Below are 17,292 nucleotides of genomic sequence, written 5' to 3'. Positions count from 1 at the left end.
CCGGGCCGCACGGTCAGGTCACGGCGCGGATCGAGCGGCCCGCCCAGGACGGCGCCGGTTCGGTCAGCTCCGAGAAGCGGTGCCGGACCGCGTCCGGGAACTCGGCGGCCCGGCCCGCCCGCTGGTCGACGTGGACCGCGAGCAGTTCGGTCGTCGCCACCGGGGCCGCGTCGGGCATCGGCTCCGACCCCGGTTCGGAGACCACGTGCATCTCGTGCACGAAGCGCGCCTTGCGTTCCGCCGCGCCCAGCACGCGGGTGCGGATGGCCAGGTGGGTGGCCTCGGGCACCTCCTGGAGATAGCGGACGTGGGACTCGACCGTGTAGAGGGAACAGCCGGTGGACTCGCGGTAGCCGGAATCCAGCCCCGTCTCGATCATCAGCGCGTCCGTGGCGTGACCGAAGACGAGGACGTAGAACGCCTCGCTCATGTGGCCGTTGTAATCGACCCACTCCGGGCGGACCGTGCTGTGGAACAACGGGAGCTTCGTCATCGGGGGTTCTCCTCGCGGTCCAGGCGGCCGGTGGCGCGCAGCACTTCGACGACACCCCGGTCGCGTTCGGCCACCAGGTCCGCGATGGAGCGGCCGTCCGCCGCCTCGTCGCAGCCCGCCACCACGGCGTCGTACAACTCCTTGTCCAGCTCCGGCGCTTCGAGGCGCGTCCACGGCGACTTCAGGGACGGGCCGAAGTGGTCCAGCATGTGCGCCATGCCGCCCTCGCCGCCCGCGAGCGCGAACGTCAGCATCGGTCCCATCACCGCCCAGCGCAGCCCGGGGCCCTCGGTGATCGACAGGTCGATGTCCCGGACCGTCGCCTCGCCGCTCGCGACCATGTGCAGCGCCTCGCGCCACAGGGCCTCCTGGAGGCGGTTCGCGATGAAGCCCGGTATCTCGTTGTCCATCGTGATGACGGACTTCCCCGCGACCTCGTAGAAGCGGGAGGCCCAGGCGACGGCCGTCGCGTCGGTGTGCTCGCCGCCGACGACCTCGACCAGCGGGATGAGATAGGGCGGGTTGAAGGGGTGCCCGACGACCAGGCGCGACGGGTCCGCGGCCGTCGTCTGCATGTCGGTCATCGGATAGCCGGAGGTGGAGGAGGCGATGACGACGCCGGACGGTGTCGCCGCGTCCAGGCGGGCCAGCAGATCGCGCTTGAGGTCGAGCTTCTCGGGCGCGCTCTCCTGGACGAACTCGGCCTCGGCCACGGCCTGTTCGAGGGTGTCGGTCACGGTGAGGCGGTCGGTCGACGCGCCCTCGGCGAGGCCGAGCGAGGTGAGCGTCGGCCACGCCGCGTCGACCAGGCGGCGCAGTCGCTGTCCGGCGTCGGGCGCCGGGTCCCAGGCGGTCACGTCGTAGCCGCGGGCCAGGAAGTGGGCGACCCAGCCGCCGCCGATGACTCCGGCGCCGACGCAGGCGACCCGGCGGACGTGCTCCGGCGAGGTGAACTCCGGTGATGAGGTCATGAGAGGGATCCTTCGTCGTGGCGGCGGGCTACTTGCGCGGCTTGAGGCCGAGAGCGGCGCGGGCCTCGTCCGGTGTCGCGACGCGTGCGCCGATCGACTCGGTGATGGTCACGGCACGCTCGACGAGCTGGGCGTTGGTCGCCTTGTTGCCCTTGCCGAGGTAGAGGTTGTCCTCCAGGCCCACGCGGACGTGGCCGCCGAGCAGGATGGACTGCGCGACCCACGGCATCTGCATCCGGCCGAGCGCGAAGCTCGCCCAGCGCGCGCCGTCCGGCAGCATGGTGACCATCGACTGGAGCACTCCGGGGTCCGCGGGGGCGCCCCACGGGATGCCCATGCACAGCTGGAACACGGTCGGGTCGTCGAGCAGCCCCTCCGCGAGCAACTGCTTGGCGAACCAGAGCTGTCCGGTGTCGAAGATCTCCAGTTCGGGCCGCACGCCCAGCTCCTGGATGCGCCGCGCGCCCGCACGCAGCATGTCGGGCGTCGAGACGTAGAGGTTCGAGCCGTCGCCGAAGTTGAGCGAGCCGCAGTCCAGCGTGCAGATGTCGGGAAGCAGGTCCTCGACGTGCGGGAGGCGCTCCAGACCGCTGACGAGGTCGGTGCCGGGGAGGTGGGTGAGCGGGTCGTCCGGGTCGATGACCAGGTCGCCGCCCATGCCGGCGGTGAGGTTGATGACGACGTCGGTGCCGGTCTCCTTGACGCGTTCGACGACCTCCCGGTACAGCTTCGGGTCGCGGGACGGATCGCCGGTCTCCGGGTCGCGTACGTGGATGTGGACGACGGCTGCTCCGGCGGCGGCCGCCTCCACGGCGTTCCTGGCTATCTGCTCCGGGGTGACGGGGACGTGGGGGCTCTTGCGAACGGTGTCGCCGGCGCCGGTGAGCGCGCAGGTGATGATGACGTTCTCGGTCATGGGCATGGGGGCCTCCCGAAATTCTGGCTTCCGTGACTGCTGGAGCTAGTCGGCCAGGATCGTGTGCGTGACGTGTGTGGTCAGTGCCGCGTGCATCGCGTCCGCGGCGCTGTCGGACGACGGTCCGCTCACCGAGAGGACGTGCGTCGCCAGGCCGTCGATCAGCGCGGTCAGCGTCAGTGCCGCGGCCCGCGGATCGACGTCGGCGCGGAACACGCCCTGTCCGACACCTCGGCGTACGACGTCGGCGACGGTCTCCCGCCACTGCCGGTAGTACTCGGAGTGAAGTCGGCCCACTCCCGTGGAGCGCGCGGCCTCGGCCCACAGGTCGAGCCAGACCGCCCACTGGCGGCGCTGCTGCGCGGTGCGGGGGGTCTGCAACGCGATGAGCTGGCGCAGTTCCGCCGCCGCGTCGTCCGCCTCGGCGAGACGGGCGGCACGGCGCGCGGTGTCCTCGTCCATGCACCAGCGCACGGCCGCTTCCAGGAGTTCGGCGCGGCCCGGGAAGTGGTAGTGGATCGCGGCGCTGCTGGTGGCGCAGGCGCGGGCGATGTCCGCGACCCGCACCGCGTGGAATCCGTGCTCGGCGATCAGCCGGACCGTCTCGCGGACGATCTGCAGCGGCCGCCCGCCCTGGACGTCGGCGACCGGCGCGGTCTCCTTCGCGAGGGGCCGGGTGCCGAGCAGCCAGCCCGCGTCGACCCGGCCCTCGTCGGTGATCCGTGCCAGCTCCGCGGCCGTGAAGCGGCGGGTGCCGCTCAGCGAACGCGAGAGCTTGGACGGATCCATGACGACACGGCGCGCGAACTCGCGCTGGCTGACGCCCGCGTCCGCGATGACCTCACGGACGCGGGCGGCGGTGTCGGCGGCAGGCGCGCCTTCGATGACGTCGTCGGTTTCCACGGGTCACGACCCTAGGGGCGTGTTGCGAAAAACTCAACAGCGGCAACGACTCACAGCGTGCTGACGTCGTTGTTGAGGTTCTGATTAATGGGTCAGTCAGTGGAAGGTGACGGTGAGCTGCGCCGCGGAACCGGGCGCGACGAAGACGTACCCGGTGGAGCCGGGGGCCTGCGTGAATCGGAGCCTCAACTGGGTGGTGCCGGTCAGGTCGAGAGCGCTCAGGCCGGGGCCGGAGAACTCCGTGGAGGACGCGGTGCCCGAGGTGAACCGCGGGACGGCGGCGACCCCGGTCGCGGTCGGGGACGCCGACCAGTCCGCGGGTTCGATCGTGCACGCGCCGAGGCAGCCGGTCTGCGCGTCCACCGCCAGGGAGTTGGCGGCGGGGTTTCCCCACGGATCGCCGCTGCCGCCCGCGTGCGTGACGGACAGCCTGGCACTGTCGACGACCGCGTCGTCGGGGAGCGAGGAGGTGTCGAAGGAGAGCACCGCCCGGTTGTGCCTGCCGTCCGCGCCCCGGCCCACGCCCAGCCCGTAGAGGGACTCCAGCGTGCCGACCGCCGGACCGGCGCCGTCGGCGCCCGCCTTGACGTAACCGTCGCGGCTGCCGTCGTTCGCCAGGGTCACCGTCCGCGTACCGGGGTCCGGGTCGGGATCGGTGCCCGCGTCGAGACCCCAGAACCGCGTGATGTGGTGCGCGGCGCAGATGTTCACGTCGAGGACGTAGGCGGCGGCCCGTCCGCACTGGCCGCTTCCGCTGCCCGGGTCGACGGGCTGGCCGTGGCCCATGCCGGTGATCTCGAACGACTCGACGACGGGGCGGCCCGCGGCGTCCTCGTAGACCAGGTGCGGGTAGCCGCCGACGGTGTCCGAGGTCTCGGGGGTGGTGTCGGTGCCGTGGACGTCGGTCCACTGCTCGACGAGTTCGCGCCGGTTCACGGGTGCCACCGTGGTGTCGGTGGTGCCGTGCCAGACGGACAGGGTCGGCCACGGGCCGTCGTGGGACGAGGCACCGCGCACCAGATCGCCCCACTCCGCGGGCGTCCGGTCCGAGCCGGGGCTCATGCAGCCGAAGGCCTGGGTCAGGCTCGTGGCGCACCGCGACGGGATCCCGGCGACGACCGCGCCGCCGTCGAACCGGTCGGGGTACGCGGCCATCATCGCGGACGTCATGGCCCCGCCGGCCGACAGCCCGGTGACGAACGAACGATCCGCCGCCACCGCGTTGTCGGCGCGCATCCGGTCCATCATCTGGACGATGGAGAGAGCCTCTCCGGAGCCGCGCGAGGTGTCGCCGTTCTCGAACCAGTTGAAGCACGAGTTGGCGTTGTTCGAGCTGCGCTGCTGGGGGAGCAGCAGCGCGAACCGCAGACGGTCGGCCATCTCCGTCCAGCCCGTCTCGTCGTCGTAGGCGGCCGCGTTCTGCGTGCATCCGTGCATCGCGACGACGAGTGGACGGCCTGCCGGGAGGCCGTCCGGGACGTACCGGAACATCTGCAGGTTGCCGGGGTTGGAACCGAACCCGGTCACCTCCTGGAGGCCGGCCGCGCGGGCGCTTCCCGAGGGTACGGACAGGAACGCCGCCGCGGCGATCAGCACGGTCAGCAGGGCCGCCCAGGCGCGGACGCCGCCGCGCTCCGCCGGCATGGCTGGGGGATGGGTGTGGGGCATCGCAACACTCCTACGGCACGTGGGGGTTTGTGACGCGGGTCTCAACTGCTGGCTGGACAGTAGGACCGGGCTCCCGCCGCGACGACCGGTGCGGACCACATACGGCGCGCTCGCTCCCTGTGTCAGGTGCACATGCCGTACCCGACCTCACCGTGCTCCGTCGGCCCCCGGGCACCGGCATGGCCTTCGAAACTGTCGGACGCGATCGATAACGAATTGAGTCCGCGCCTGCACGGCCATTGACCAAGATTCCCGTCTGACTTTACTGTCCGACACCATGAGCTTTCGGTGACGGCACCGAAACTTTCGAAAGGCAGACGATGAAGAAACGTGCGCGCTTGCCCGGACTCGTCGCCACCGCCGCGACGCTCGCCCTGGCGCTGAGCCTGTCGGCCTGCGGCGACGGGAACGGCGGGGCGTCGTCCGACGACGGCAAGATTCATGTTCTGGTCTACGGGGACGCGAGCAACAAGGTCGAGCAGCAGATCGTCGACACCTTCAACAAGACGTCCGACGTCAAGGCCGTGCTCGACACCATCCCCGGTGCCGACTACCAGACGAAGCTCCAGACGATCATCAACACCCCGCAGGCCCCGGACGTCTTCTTCAACTGGGGCGGCGGCAGCATCAAGCCGTTCGTCAAGGCGGACCTGCTGCTGCCGCTCGACGACTTCATCAAGAAGGACCCGGACCTGGAGAAGAAGTTCCTCCCGTCCGTCTTCGAGAGCGCCGTCGTCGACGGCAAGCCGTACGGCGTACCGATGCGCGGCACCCAGCCGGTCCTGCTGTTCCACAACAAGAAGGTCCTCGACGACGCGGGCGTCCAGCCGCCCAAGACCTGGGACGAGCTGCTCGCCGCGGTGGACAAGCTCAAGGACGCGGGCGTCACCCCGATCGCGCTCGGCGGCGGCGACGTCTGGCCCACCCAGATGTGGTTCCAGTACCTCTACGACCGCATAGCCGGTCCGGAGCTGTTCGCCAAGGCCGTCGGCGGCGACAAGAGCGCCTGGGAGAGCGCGGACAGCAAGAAGGCCCTGGACATGATCAAGGAGCTGGTCGACACCGGCGCCTTCGGCAAGAACTACGACTCCGTCAAGTACACCAACGGCGGCTCGGTCCAGCTCGTGGCCTCCGGCAAGGCCGGTTTCGAGCTGATGGGCTCCTGGTACTACTCCCAGCAGCTCACGGACCACAAGGAGTTCGCCGAGAAGGACCTCGGCTACACCACCTTCCCGTCCGTCGAGGGCGGCAAGGGCGACCCGGCCTCCGTGGCCGGCAACACCAACAACTACTACTCGGTGATGAAGAAGACCAAGCACCCCGAGGCGGTCGCCGAGTTCCTGAAGCTCATGTACTCCGACGAGTTCGTCAAGGCGCAGCTGGACATCGGCAACCTGCCGACCACGACGAACACCGACAAGTTCATCGACAGTTCGGGCACCCCCGAGTACTCGCGCTTCCAGTACGACCTCGTGTCCAAGGCCCCGTCCTTCCAGCTGTCCTGGGACCAGGCGTATCCGCAGAAGGCCAGCTCGGACCTGCACAAGGCCGTCCAGCAGTTCTTCAACGGACAGCTCGACACGGACGGCTTCATCAAGGCCATGCAGGCCCTCCCGACCGACTGACGAACGGCCCATGACCACACAGACCACGAGCGCCCGGCCCGGCTTCGTCTGGGCGCTGCCCGCCGCAGTGTTCTTCGCCCTCTTCGCGATCGTGCCGCTGATCATGGTGGCGGTGCTGTCCTTCATGAGCTGGGACGGCATCAGCCCGCCTGAGTTCGTCGGCACGGACAACTGGTCGCGCCTCGCCGACGACCCGGTCATGCTGAACAGCGTCTGGCTGACCCTGCTACTGACCGCGCTCGGCGTGGCCCTCCAGACCCCGCTGAGCATCCTGCTCGGCGTCTGGGCCGCCGGGCACCAGCGCAACCGCGCCGTCCTGTCGGTCATCTACTTCATCCCGCTGCTGCTGTCCGCCACGGCCGTGTCCGTGCTGTGGCGGGCGCTGCTCGACCCGAACTTCGGCATCCCGGCCGACGCCACCTGGCTGTTCGGCGACGGCAACCTGTTCGGTGAACAGGCCACCGCCATCGGGGTCCTCGCGTTCGTCAGCACGTGGCAGTTCACCCCGTTCCACACGCTGATCTACCAGGGCGCCGCCCGCGCCGTGCCGCAGGTGCTGTACCAGGCGGCGGAGGTCGACGGGGCGGGCCGCTACCGGCAGTTCTTCCACATCACACTGCCGCAGCTGCGCACCGCCATGATCACCTCGATGATCCTGATGATCGTCGGCGGCCTGACCACGTTCGAGACGGTCCTCATCCTGACCCAGGGCGGCCCCGGCACCGACACCACCATCAGCGCCTACTACATGTACGACAAGGCGTTCAAGAGCTTCGACTACGGCACCGGCTCCGCGATCGCCCTGGCCCTGGTCGTCGCGGCCACGGTCGTCTCGCTGATCGTCGTCCGGGTCTCCGGCTACGACAAGATGCGCAGTTCCATGGAGGGTGTGTCATGAGGCGCCGACCGAACTACCTGGCCGGCGCCGGCTCGTTCGTCTGGCTTCTCCTGGTCGGCCTGCCGCTGTACGTGCTGCTCGCCGCGACCCTGCGCACCCGGCAGGACTACGCCGACAACGGCCCGGTGTCGATACCCGACAGCTTCACCCTGGACAACTACACCGGCGCCTTCGACTCCGGCTTCGGCCGGTACTTCCTCAACACCCTCGTCGTCACGGCCTGTGTGGTCGGCCTCGTCCTGCTGCTGGTCCCGCCCCTCGCCTACGCCATCGTGCGCAGCCGCGGCCGGGTCACCTCGGCGGTCTTCCGGCTCTTCCTGCTCGGCCTCGCCATCCCCGCCCAGGCGGTGATCGTGCCGATGTTCTACCTGATCAGCGAGGCCGGGCTGTACGACAACCTGCTCGGCGTCATCCTGCCCACGACCGCGTTCTGCCTCCCGATGTCGGCGCTGATCCTCAGCGGCGCCATGCGGGACATATCCCCGGAACTGTTCGAGGCCATGACCATGGACGGCGCCACCCCGCGGCGCATGTTCTTCCAGCTCGTGGTGCCGCTGTCGCGCGGCGGACTCTCCACGATCGTCGTGTTCTCCGCCCTCCAGGCGTGGAACGGCTTCCTGTTCCCGCTCGTCCTGACCCAGTCCGACGCCACCAAGGTCGTCACCCTGGGCCTCTACAACTTCCAGACCGAACACGGCATCGACATCCCCGGCCTGCTGGGAGCCGTCGTGCTGTCCATGGTGCCCGTCCTGCTCGTCTACCTGTTCGCCCGTCGCGCCCTGGTCCAGGGCCTGATGGGCGTCGGAGGAAAGTGACCCACAACGTGGCGGTTGAGACCCACCCCGAAATCCCCCTCTGGAACGACCCCGCCCTCTCCGTCACCACCAGGGTGTCCGCGCTCATCGAGGCGATGACCCCCGAGGAGAAGATCGCCCAGCTGTACGGCGTCTGGGTCGGCGCGTCCGACGAGGGCGGAGACGTAGCCCCCCATCAGCACGACATGGAGGAGGCGGTCGACCTCGACGCGCTCCTGCCCACCGGGCTGGGCCAGTTGACCCGGCCCTTCGGCACCGCCCCCGTCGACCCGGCGCTCGGCGCGCTCTCGCTGCTGCGCACCCAGGCCCGCATCGCCTCGGCGAACCGCTTCGGCATCCCCGCCGTCGCGCACGAGGAGTGCCTGGCGGGCTTCGCGGCCTGGGGCGCGACCGCCTACCCCGTCCCGCTGTCCTGGGGCGCCACCTTCGACCCGGACCTGGTGCACCGCATGGCGTCCGCCATCGGCCGCGACATGCGGTCCGTCGGCATCCACCAGGGCCTCGCACCCGTCCTGGACGTGGTGCGCGACGCCCGCTGGGGACGGGTCGAGGAGACCATCGGCGAGGACCCGTACCTCGTCGGCACCATCGGCACCGCCTATGTGCGCGGCCTGGAGGGCGCCGGTGTCGTCGCCACCCTCAAACACTTCGCCGGCTACTCGGCCTCCCGCGCCGGACGCAACCTCGCGCCCTCCCCGATGGGCCCGCGCGAGCGCGCCGACGTCCTGCTGCCGCCCTTCGAGATGGCGATCCGCGAGGGCGGCGCCCGGTCGGTGATGCACGCCTACACCGACACCGACGGCGTCCCCGCGGCCGCCGACGAGGACCTGCTCACCGGGCTGCTGCGCGACACCTGGGGCTTCGACGGCACCGTCGTCGCCGACTACTTCGGCATCGCCTTCCTCAAGACCCTGCACGGCATCGCCGCCGACTGGGCGGAGGCCGCGGGTGCCGCCCTGCGGGCGGGCGTCGACATCGAGCTGCCCACCGTCAAGACGTTCGGCGCGCCCCTGGTGGAGGCGGTCGCCGCCGGCCGGGTCCCCGAGAAGGTGATCGACCGTGCCCTGCGCCGGGTGCTCACCCAGAAGGCGCTGCTCGGGCTCCTAGACCCGGACTGGAACCCGGTGCCCGCCGCACTGGACGGCGCGGACCTGGACGACCCGGAGGCCCTGCGCGGCCGGATCGACCTGGACGGGCCCCGCAATCGCGAACTGGCCCGCACCGTCGCCGAGGAAGCGGTCGTGCTGCTGAGCAACGACGGCACACTGCCCCTCGTCCGGCCGCGCCGCATCGCCCTGGTCGGACCCAACGCCGACGAGCCCACCGCCGTACTCGGCTGCTACTCCTTCCCCCAGCACATCGGCGTCCACCACCCCGCCACCCCGGTCGGCATCGACCTGCCCACCCTGCGCGCCACCCTGGCCGCGGAGTTCCCCGACACCGAGTTCACGCTCGCCCGCGGCACGGGCGTCGACGACGGCGACGTATCCGGCATCCCCGAGGCCGTCCGCGCGGCCGGGGAGGCGGACGTCGTCGTCGCCGTCCTGGGCGACCGCGCCGGACTCTTCGGACGCGGCACCAGCGGTGAGGGCTGCGACGTCGAGTCGCTCACCCTGCCCGGCGCCCAGCAACGGCTCCTCGACGCCCTGCTGGACACCGGCAGGCCGGTCGTCACGGTGCTGCTGGCGGGCCGGCCCTACGCGCTGGGCCGGGCTGTGACGGAGGCCGCCGCGATCGTGCAGTCCTTCTTCCCCGGAGAGGAGGGGACCACCGCTCTCGCGGGCGTGCTCAGCGGGCGTACCGGTCCCTCCGGCCGGCTGCCGGTCAGCGTGCCCCGCGGCGCCGGTGCGCAGCCGACCACCTATCTGGGGGCGCGGCTCGCCCACGCAAGCGAGGTGTCCAGCATCGACCCGACGCCCGCCTTCGGCTTCGGGCACGGCCTCACGTACACCACGTTCGCCTGGAGCGACCTCGCGGTGGACGTGGAACAGGCGCCCGCCGACGGCGAGTTCTCGCTGGCGCTGACCGTCCGCAACACCGGCGAACGGCACGGCACGGAGGTCGTCCAGCTCTACCTGCACGACCCGGTGGCCTCCGTCGTCCAGCCGGTGCAGCGTCTCGTCGGCTACACCCGGGTGCCGCTGGCGCCCGGCGAGGCCCGCAGGGTGCGCGTCGTCGTCCCGGCCGACCTCGCCTCCTTCACGGGGCGCGACGGCCACCGGGTCGTCGAACCCGGCGCGCTGGAGCTGCGGTTCGCCGCGTCCAGCACCGCGCCGCCCCTGACGGCGACGGTCACCGTCACCGGTCCGCCACGGCGGGTCGACCACACGCGGCGGCTGCACGCGGTCTTCGGGCAGGAACCGTCGGCGGGCGGCTGAGGCGCCCGGGTCAGCCGCCCCGCAGCACGTCGAGCGCCTGGAGCGCGACATGGAGTTCGGTGCGCTGCTCGCCGGACTCCAGGTCGCGCCCGAGCAACCGCTCGATCGTCCGCAGCCGTTGGTAGACGGTCTCCCGGGACAGCCCGGCCGACCGGGCGGCGACGGTCTTGTTGCCCGCGGCGTCCAGGTAGCCGCGCAGGGTCGTCACGAGGTCGGTGCCGTGCCGGGCGTCGTGGTCGAGCAGCCGGCCCAACTGCCGTTCCGCGTAGTCCTGGACGCGGGTGTCGTCGCGCAGCGCGAACAGCAGCCGGCCCAGGCCGATGTCCGCCCGTTCGTGGAAGGAACGGTCCGGCGGCGGGGGCCGGCCCGGCTCGGTCGCCTCGGCCACCCGGGCCGCCTCGCCGAAGGAACGCGCGACGCCGTCGAGATCCGGGGCGGGGGAGCCGACGCTCACGACCGCGTCCGGAGCGGCGTCCAGCACGCCTCGGCTCAGCCGCTCGACGGCCTCCCGCCAGGGCGGCGACGGGCGCAGCGCCAGCATGACGCCCAGGCGGGTGGGGGAGAGCAGGCCGACCAGCGCCCGCGACCCCGACGTGCTCAGCTCCTCGGACAGCCGGGACTCGGCCGTCGCCGCGTCCGCCTCTCCCGGGAGGTCCGCGAGTACGGCGACGAAACGGGCGTCCGCCGCGGGCAGCCCGAGGGCCGCGACCCGGGCGCGCGCGTCCGCCGGGGAGCGGTGGCGCCGCTCGGCCAGGTCCCGCAGGGCGGTGCGGTGGGCGGTGCGCTCCCAGGGCGTGGAGTGGGTGAGACGGGCGATGGTGAGGGCCATCGCGGTCCGCTCCAGCACGGTGACGTCCTCGGGTCCGAAGGCCCGGTCCCCGCCGGGCAGCATGGCGACCCGCCCCCAGCCCTCGCCCTGGTACTCCACCGGGGCCACGAGCCATCCCTCGGGACCGGCCAGGCCCGTGCGGTCGGTCGCCGGTGTGGTCCTCGAGCGCCGCTCCCACCCGGTGAGCGCGGCCTGCGCCGTACTGCCCGAGGGCTCGCAGACCAGGGCCCGGTGGACCAGGTTCTCCAGCACGACCGTGCGTCCGCTCATCTCCGCCGCCGCGCGCACCACGTCCTGCGGACCGGCGCCGCGCAGAGTGAGCGCGGTGAACGCCTCGTGGACCCGCTGCGTCCTGCGCATCGCGTCCGCCTGGCCGCCGAGGATCAGCGCGTGGACGACCTGCGTGACCTCCAGGAAGTTGACGTCCCGCGCGAGCGTGACGAGGGGCAGCCCGCGCGCCCGGCACGCCTGGACCAGGGCGTCGGGCGGCCGGTGGTACCGGCGCACCAGCTCGATGACCAGGGCGGCGGCACCGACGTCGGCGAGTTCGTCGACGTAGCGGCGTACCCCCGCCGGGTCCTCGGGCAGGGGCATGCCCGTGGTGAGGACCAGTTCGCCGCCCTTGAGGAACGACGCCGGGTCCGTCAGCTCGGTGACGTGGACCCACCGGACCGGGCGGTCCACGCGGTCGGCGCCGGTGACCACCCGCGGCTCGCCCCCGGCCAGCACCGGCAGGGCCAGCACGTCCGCCACGGTGGGCGGACCGCCCTCCGGGCCCGGGTGCCGGTCCTCGCTCACGGTGCCTCCCTGTGCCCCCTGGTCACTCTGACAAGCCTCCTTGACCTGCGCAAGAGCGCCCGGCGGGTCGCGCGGGCGCGGTCCGGCGGCGCGCAAGGCGCCGGACGGTTGACACATCGTCCGGATACCGGGCTCGCGCCGGACAGATCACGCGTTGGCGGGCCCGCCCCGGCGGGAAGGCTCGGGGCACCGCAGCAGACCGACGATCACGCCGGGAGACGAGCATGACCGCACTGTCGCCGCACCTTCGCCAGGCCACGCCCGTGGTGGCCGTCCGGGGCGAGGGCGTCCACATCCATGGCGAGGACGGCCGCCGCTATCTGGACTTCACCGCCGGTATCGGCGTCACCAGCACCGGACACTGCCACCCCAGGGTGGTGGCCGCCGCCCAGGAGCAGGTGGGCACCCTGGTCCACGGCCAGTACACGACCGTCATGCACCAGCCGCTGCGGCGCCTCGTCGACAAGCTCGGCGAGGTCCTGCCGACCGGTCTGGACAGCCTCTTCTTCACCAACTCCGGCAGCGAGGCGGTGGAGGCGGCGCTGCGCCTGGCCCGCCAGGCCACCGGCCGCCCCAACGTGCTGGTCTGCCACGGCGGTTTCCACGGCCGCACCGTGGCCGCCGCGTCCATGACCACCTCGGGCACCCGCTTCCGGTCCGGCTTCTCGCCGCTGATGAGCGGCGTGGTCGTCACCCCCTTCCCGACCGCATTCCGCTACGGCTGGGACGAGGAGACCGCCACCCGCTTCGCCCTCCAGGAACTGGACTACACCCTCCAGACGATCACCTCGCCCGCCGACACCGCCGCCGTCATCGTCGAGCCGGTCCTGGGCGAGGGCGGCTACGTCCCCGCGACCCGCGCCTTCATGGAGGGCCTGCGCGAGCGCGCCGACCGCCACGGATTCCTGCTGATCCTGGACGAGGTGCAGACCGGCGTGGGCCGCACCGGCCGGTTCTGGGGCCACGAGCACTTCGGTGTCACCCCCGACGTCCTGATCACCGCCAAGGGCCTGGCCAGCGGCTTCCCCCTGTCCGCGATCGCGGCCTCCGAGGAACTGATGGCCAGGGCCTGGGCGGGCTCGCAGGGCGGCACGTACGGCGCCAACGCGGTGGCCTGCGCGGCGGCCTGCGCCACCCTCGACGTCGTCCGCGACGAGAAGCTGGTGGAGAACACGGAGGCGATGGGCGCGCGCCTGCGCCGCGGACTGGAGGAGGTGGCGGCCCGGACGCCCGCCATCGGGGACGTCCGGGGCCTGGGACTGATGCTGGCCAGCGAGTTCGTCACCGAGAACGGGGACCCGGACCCCGGGACGGCCGCCCGGGTCCAGCGGGCCGCGGTCGACGAGGGCCTGCTGTTGCTGCTCTGCGGAGCCTGGAACCAGGTGGTCCGGATGATCCCCGCGCTGGTGATCGACGAGACGGCGGTCGACGAGGGCCTGCGGGCCTGGTCCGCCGCCGTGGAGGCCGGCACGTCGGGGGTGGCGGACCGGTGAGCCGACGACCGCCGTCGTCGTGAGGCGGGCAGGCGCTCCGGTGCGCGCGCCGGCCGGGTCCGGCCGTCGAGGCCGGGCCGCCGGGCGCGGCGGACCGGGTTCGCCTGCCGAGGCCGGCACATCGGAAGCGGCCGACCGGTGACCCGACGGCCGCCCGCCCTCGCGAGGAGGGCGGGCGGACCGAGCACACGCAGACCGAGCCCGGCCTCGGGCCGGGCGACCAGGAGGGACCCCATGACCGACACACCGACCCAGCTGTTCATCGGCGGCGCGTGGACGGACGCGGCGGACGGCGCCGTCCTGCCGGTGGACGACCCCGCGACCGGCGAGACCGTCCGCCACGTCGCCGACGCCGGACCCAAGGACGCCCGGCTCGCCGAGGACGCCGCCGTCCGGGCGCAGGAGGCGTGGGCCCGCACGGCACCGCGGGCGCGCAGCGAGATCCTGCGCCGCGCCCACGAGATCGTCCTGGAGCGCACGGACGAACTCGCCCGTCTGATGACCTCCGAGATGGGCAAGCCGCTGGCCGAGGCCCGGGGCGAGGTCGCCTACGCCGCCGAGTTCTTCCGCTGGTTCTCCGAGGAGGCCGTACGGATCGACGGCGGCCACGGCCTCCTCCCCGACGGGCGCAACCGCATGCTGCTCTCCCGGCGCCCGGTCGGGCCCTGTCTGCTGATCACCCCGTGGAACTTCCCGCTCGCCATGGGCGCCCGCAAGATCGCCCCGGCGATCGCGGCCGGCTGCACGATGGTGCACAAGCCGGCCCCGCAGACCCCGCTCTCCAGCCTGGCCCTGGCCGCCATCCTCAAGGAGGCCGGACTGCCGGACGGCGTGCTGAACGTCGTCCCGACCTCCAGGGCGGGAGAGGTCTGCGAACCGCTGCTGCGCGGCGGCCGGATCCGCAAGCTGTCCTTCACCGGCTCGACCGCCGTCGGACGGCTGCTCCTCGCGCAGTGCGCGGACACGGTCGTCAGGACCTCGATGGAGCTGGGCGGCAACGCGCCGTTCATCGTCTTCGACGACGCGGACCTGGACGCCGCCGTGGACGGCGCGATGATCGCCAAGATGCGCAACATGGGCGAGGCGTGCACCGCCGCGAACCGCTTCTTCGTGCACCGCCCGGTGGCCGAGGAGTTCTCGCGGCGGCTGGCCCGGCGGATGGAGGCGCTGGTGGTGGGCCCCGGCACCCGGGACGGCGTCGACGTGGGCCCCCTCATCGACGCCGCCGGACGCGCCAAGGTCGAGGAACTGGTCGCCGACGCGGTGGAGCGCGGCGCCCGGGTGCTGGTCGGCGGCCGAACACCCGAGGGCCCCGGCTGCTTCTACCCGCCCACCGTGCTCACCGACGTCTCCCCGGACAGCGCGCTCATGGACACGGAGATCTTCGGCCCCGTCGCGGCGATCCTCACCTTCGACGACGAGGACGAGGTGGTACGCCGGGCCAACGACACCCCCTGGGGCCTCGTCGGCTACCTCTACACCGAGGGCCTGGACCGCGGCCTGCGGGTCAGCGAGCGCCTGGAGACCGGCATGGTCGGCCTCAACACCGGCCTGGTCTCCAACCCGGCCGCCCCCTTCGGCGGCGTCAAGCAGTCGGGCCTCGGCCGGGAGGGCGGCAGGGTCGGGATCGACGAGTTCCTGGAGTACCAGTACGTGGCGCTGCCGACCCGGTGAGGAGGAGACTGAGCACCAGGCTTTGCATGGTCATGCGTCATCATGCATACTCTTCCTATGTCCAAGGTCCTCACCTCCCTTCCCACCGGCGAGCGCGTCGGTATCGCCTTCTCGGGCGGCCTCGACACCTCGGTCGCGGTCGCGTGGATGCGTGACAAGGGCGCCGTGCCCTGCACGTACACCGCCGACATCGGCCAGTACGACGAGCCCGACATCGCCTCGGTGCCCGACCGTGCGAAGACCTACGGCGCCGAGATCGCGCGCCTGGTCGACTGCCGTGCGGCGCTGGTGGAGGAGGGCCTGGCCGCGCTCACCTGCGGGGCGTTCCACATCCGCTCCGGCGGGCGCGCCTACTTCAACACCACGCCGCTCGGCCGCGCCGTCACCGGCACGCTCCTGGTGCGGGCGATGCTCGAGGACGACGTCCAGATCTGGGGCGACGGCTCCACGTTCAAGGGCAACGACATCGAGCGGTTCTACCGGTACGGCCTGCTCGCCAACCCGCAGCTGCGGATCTACAAGCCGTGGCTGGACGCGGACTTCGTGACCGAGCTGGGCGGCCGCAAGGAGATGTCGGAGTGGCTCGTCGCCCACGACCTCCCCTACCGGGACTCCACCGAGAAGGCGTACTCCACCGACGCCAACATCTGGGGCGCCACCCACGAGGCCAAGACGCTGGAGCACCTCGACACCGGCGTGGAGACCGTGGAGCCGATCATGGGCGTGCGGTTCTGGGACCCGTCCGTCGAGATCGCGGCCGAGGACGTGACGATCGGCTTCGACCAGGGCCGCCCGGTCACGGTCAACGGCAAGGAGTTCGCCTCCCCGGTCGACCTGGTGATGGAGGCCAACGCCATCGGCGGCCGGCACGGCATGGGCATGTCCGACCAGATCGAGAACCGGATCATCGAGGCCAAGAGCCGCGGCATCTACGAGGCTCCGGGCATGGCACTGCTGCACGCCGCGTACGAGCGTCTGGTCAACGCCATCCACAACGAGGACACCCTCGCCCAGTACCACGCCGAGGGGCGGCGCCTGGGCCGGCTGATGTACGAGGGCCGCTGGCTCGACCCGCAGTCGCTGATGATCCGGGAGTCGCTGCAGCGCTGGGTCGGCTCGGCGGTCACCGGCGAGGTCACGCTGCGGCTGCGGCGCGGTGAGGACTACTCGCTCCTCGACACCACGGGCCCGGCGTTCAGCTACCACCCCGACAAGCTGTCCATGGAGCGCACCGAGGACTCCGCGTTCGGCCCGGTCGACCGGATCGGCCAGCTCACCATGCGCAACCTCGACATCGCCGACTCGCGCGCCAAGCTGGAGCAGTACGCCGGGCTCGGCCTGATCGGCACCGCCAACCCCGCCATCGGTGCCGCCCAGGCCGCCGCGACCGGGCTGATCGGCGCCATGCCGGAGGGCGGCGCCGAGGCCATCGCCTCGCGCGGCCAGGTCTCCGCCGAGGACGAACTGCTCGACCGCGCCGCCATGGAGTCCGGCACGGACTGATCCGTCCCCTCCGGGGGACCCCGCACCGGCAAGGGCCGGCCCGACGCCTCACGGCGTCGGGCCGGCCCTTCTGTTTCTCACCTCCGTGCACGACTTGCGTGCCCGACGAGCTTCGAACCGCCCATCCGCGCCCGTCGGTTCATCCTTGCGCAGCTCAACGCGTCGCAAGTGGGACGCAAGCTGCGCAAATGAATTACGTGCCAACTCCCGCCTCAACCACGACCGTTGACAAACCGGTGACGCGCTAGAAACCTGATGACGCACTTTCCGCAAAGAATCGACTGTCCTGCTCAATTGGCGCGCAGGATCGGTGCTCTCCCTCCCTGCC

At 71.9% G+C, this 17,292-nt stretch carries 13 protein-coding genes; 7 read left to right on the top strand and 6 right to left on the bottom strand.

The window, feature by feature from the left end; translation table 11 throughout:
• Window positions 1-13: 13 nt before the first annotated feature.
• From OIE75_RS04125 to OIE75_RS04105, 5 genes are all read right to left on the bottom strand, one after another.
• Window positions 14-493, bottom strand: a complete 480-nt coding sequence (locus tag OIE75_RS04125; protein ID WP_307009742.1) for a thioesterase family protein — start codon at window positions 491-493, stop codon at window positions 14-16.
• Window positions 490-1,464 carry a 3-hydroxyacyl-CoA dehydrogenase NAD-binding domain-containing protein gene (locus OIE75_RS04120; RefSeq protein ID WP_329469570.1) on the bottom strand — a complete coding sequence of 325 codons (975 nt, stop codon included), beginning with the start codon at window positions 1,462-1,464 and terminating at the stop codon, window positions 490-492. Before OIE75_RS04120 ends, OIE75_RS04125 begins: the two co-directional genes overlap by 4 nt.
• A 28-nt stretch (window positions 1,465-1,492) precedes the next feature.
• Entirely contained in the window at window positions 1,493-2,386 is an 894-nt protein-coding gene (locus OIE75_RS04115) for a 3-keto-5-aminohexanoate cleavage protein (protein ID WP_329469568.1), read from the bottom strand.
• Between the two features lie 39 nt (window positions 2,387-2,425).
• Complete coding sequence (locus tag OIE75_RS04110) at window positions 2,426-3,283, bottom strand: TetR/AcrR family transcriptional regulator (RefSeq protein ID WP_329469567.1); 858 nt, start codon at window positions 3,281-3,283, stop codon at window positions 2,426-2,428.
• A 96-nt stretch (window positions 3,284-3,379) separates the two neighbouring features.
• Complete coding sequence (locus tag OIE75_RS04105; RefSeq protein WP_329469566.1) at window positions 3,380-4,951, bottom strand: extracellular catalytic domain type 1 short-chain-length polyhydroxyalkanoate depolymerase; 1,572 nt, start codon at window positions 4,949-4,951, stop codon at window positions 3,380-3,382.
• Window positions 4,952-5,271: 320 nt separating this feature from the next.
• Here OIE75_RS04105 and OIE75_RS04100 point away from each other — a divergent pair, with 320 nt between their 5' ends.
• The 4 genes from OIE75_RS04100 to OIE75_RS04085 are packed head-to-tail and all read left to right on the top strand — an operon-like array spanning window position 5,272 to window position 10,667.
• Entirely contained in the window at window positions 5,272-6,576 is a 1,305-nt protein-coding gene (locus tag OIE75_RS04100) for an ABC transporter substrate-binding protein (protein ID WP_329469564.1), read from the top strand.
• 10 nt (window positions 6,577-6,586) lie between these two features.
• Window positions 6,587-7,474: a carbohydrate ABC transporter permease gene (locus OIE75_RS04095; RefSeq protein ID WP_307009731.1), complete on the top strand. Its 888-nt coding sequence runs from the start codon at window positions 6,587-6,589 to the stop codon at window positions 7,472-7,474.
• Complete coding sequence (locus tag OIE75_RS04090; RefSeq protein ID WP_307009729.1) at window positions 7,471-8,289, top strand: carbohydrate ABC transporter permease; 819 nt, start codon at window positions 7,471-7,473, stop codon at window positions 8,287-8,289. The genes OIE75_RS04095 and OIE75_RS04090 overlap by 4 nt, the downstream gene beginning before the upstream one ends.
• Entirely contained in the window at window positions 8,286-10,667 is a 2,382-nt protein-coding gene (locus OIE75_RS04085; RefSeq protein ID WP_307009727.1) for a glycoside hydrolase family 3 N-terminal domain-containing protein, read from the top strand. The genes OIE75_RS04090 and OIE75_RS04085 overlap by 4 nt, the downstream gene beginning before the upstream one ends.
• Before the next feature lie 10 nt (window positions 10,668-10,677).
• Here the strand turns inward: OIE75_RS04085 and OIE75_RS04080 are convergent, their stop codons facing one another.
• A complete protein-coding gene (locus OIE75_RS04080; protein WP_307009725.1) occupies window positions 10,678-12,294 on the bottom strand; it encodes a PucR family transcriptional regulator in 1,617 nt (538 codons plus the stop codon).
• A gap of 224 nt (window positions 12,295-12,518) precedes the next feature.
• Here OIE75_RS04080 and OIE75_RS04075 point away from each other — a divergent pair, with 224 nt between their 5' ends.
• The 3 genes from OIE75_RS04075 (at window position 12,519) to argG (ending at window position 16,964) form a co-directional block, all read left to right on the top strand.
• Window positions 12,519-13,787, top strand: a complete 1,269-nt coding sequence (locus tag OIE75_RS04075) for an aspartate aminotransferase family protein (RefSeq protein WP_329469561.1) — start codon at window positions 12,519-12,521, stop codon at window positions 13,785-13,787.
• Window positions 13,788-14,021: 234 nt separating this feature from the next.
• Window positions 14,022-15,461: an NAD-dependent succinate-semialdehyde dehydrogenase gene (locus tag OIE75_RS04070; protein WP_329469558.1), complete on the top strand. Its 1,440-nt coding sequence runs from the start codon at window positions 14,022-14,024 to the stop codon at window positions 15,459-15,461.
• Window positions 15,462-15,518: 57 nt separating this feature from the next.
• The gene (gene argG, locus OIE75_RS04065; RefSeq protein ID WP_307009720.1) at window positions 15,519-16,964 is read left to right on the top strand and encodes an argininosuccinate synthase; all 1,446 of its coding nucleotides are present in this window, start codon (window positions 15,519-15,521) and stop codon (window positions 16,962-16,964) included.
• The last annotated feature ends 328 nt before the right edge of the window (window positions 16,965-17,292 follow it).

It is taken from the genome of Streptomyces sp. NBC_01723 (genome assembly GCF_036246005.1).
In the GTDB taxonomy this organism is placed as follows: domain Bacteria; phylum Actinomycetota; class Actinomycetes; order Streptomycetales; family Streptomycetaceae; genus Streptomyces.
The sequence above is the reverse complement of the archived record's forward strand: the minus strand, read 5'-3'. Positions and strand labels throughout refer to the sequence as shown.

Coding starts and splice junctions, on each gene's coding strand:
- OIE75_RS04075 (WP_329469561.1), top strand. CDS start 12,519: ATGACCGCACTGTCGCCGCACCTTCGCCAGGCCACGCCCGTGGTGGCC.
- argG (WP_307009720.1), top strand. CDS start 15,519: ATGTCCAAGGTCCTCACCTCCCTTCCCACCGGCGAGCGCGTCGGTATC.
- OIE75_RS04125 (WP_307009742.1), bottom strand. CDS start 493: ATGACGAAGCTCCCGTTGTTCCACAGCACGGTCCGCCCGGAGTGGGTC.
- OIE75_RS04105 (WP_329469566.1), bottom strand. CDS start 4,951: ATGCCCCACACCCATCCCCCAGCCATGCCGGCGGAGCGCGGCGGCGTC.
- OIE75_RS04115 (WP_329469568.1), bottom strand. CDS start 2,386: ATGCCCATGACCGAGAACGTCATCATCACCTGCGCGCTCACCGGCGCC.
- OIE75_RS04070 (WP_329469558.1), top strand. CDS start 14,022: ATGACCGACACACCGACCCAGCTGTTCATCGGCGGCGCGTGGACGGAC.
- OIE75_RS04120 (WP_329469570.1), bottom strand. CDS start 1,464: ATGACCTCATCACCGGAGTTCACCTCGCCGGAGCACGTCCGCCGGGTC.
- OIE75_RS04095 (WP_307009731.1), top strand. CDS start 6,587: ATGACCACACAGACCACGAGCGCCCGGCCCGGCTTCGTCTGGGCGCTG.
- OIE75_RS04090 (WP_307009729.1), top strand. CDS start 7,471: ATGAGGCGCCGACCGAACTACCTGGCCGGCGCCGGCTCGTTCGTCTGG.
- OIE75_RS04100 (WP_329469564.1), top strand. CDS start 5,272: ATGAAGAAACGTGCGCGCTTGCCCGGACTCGTCGCCACCGCCGCGACG.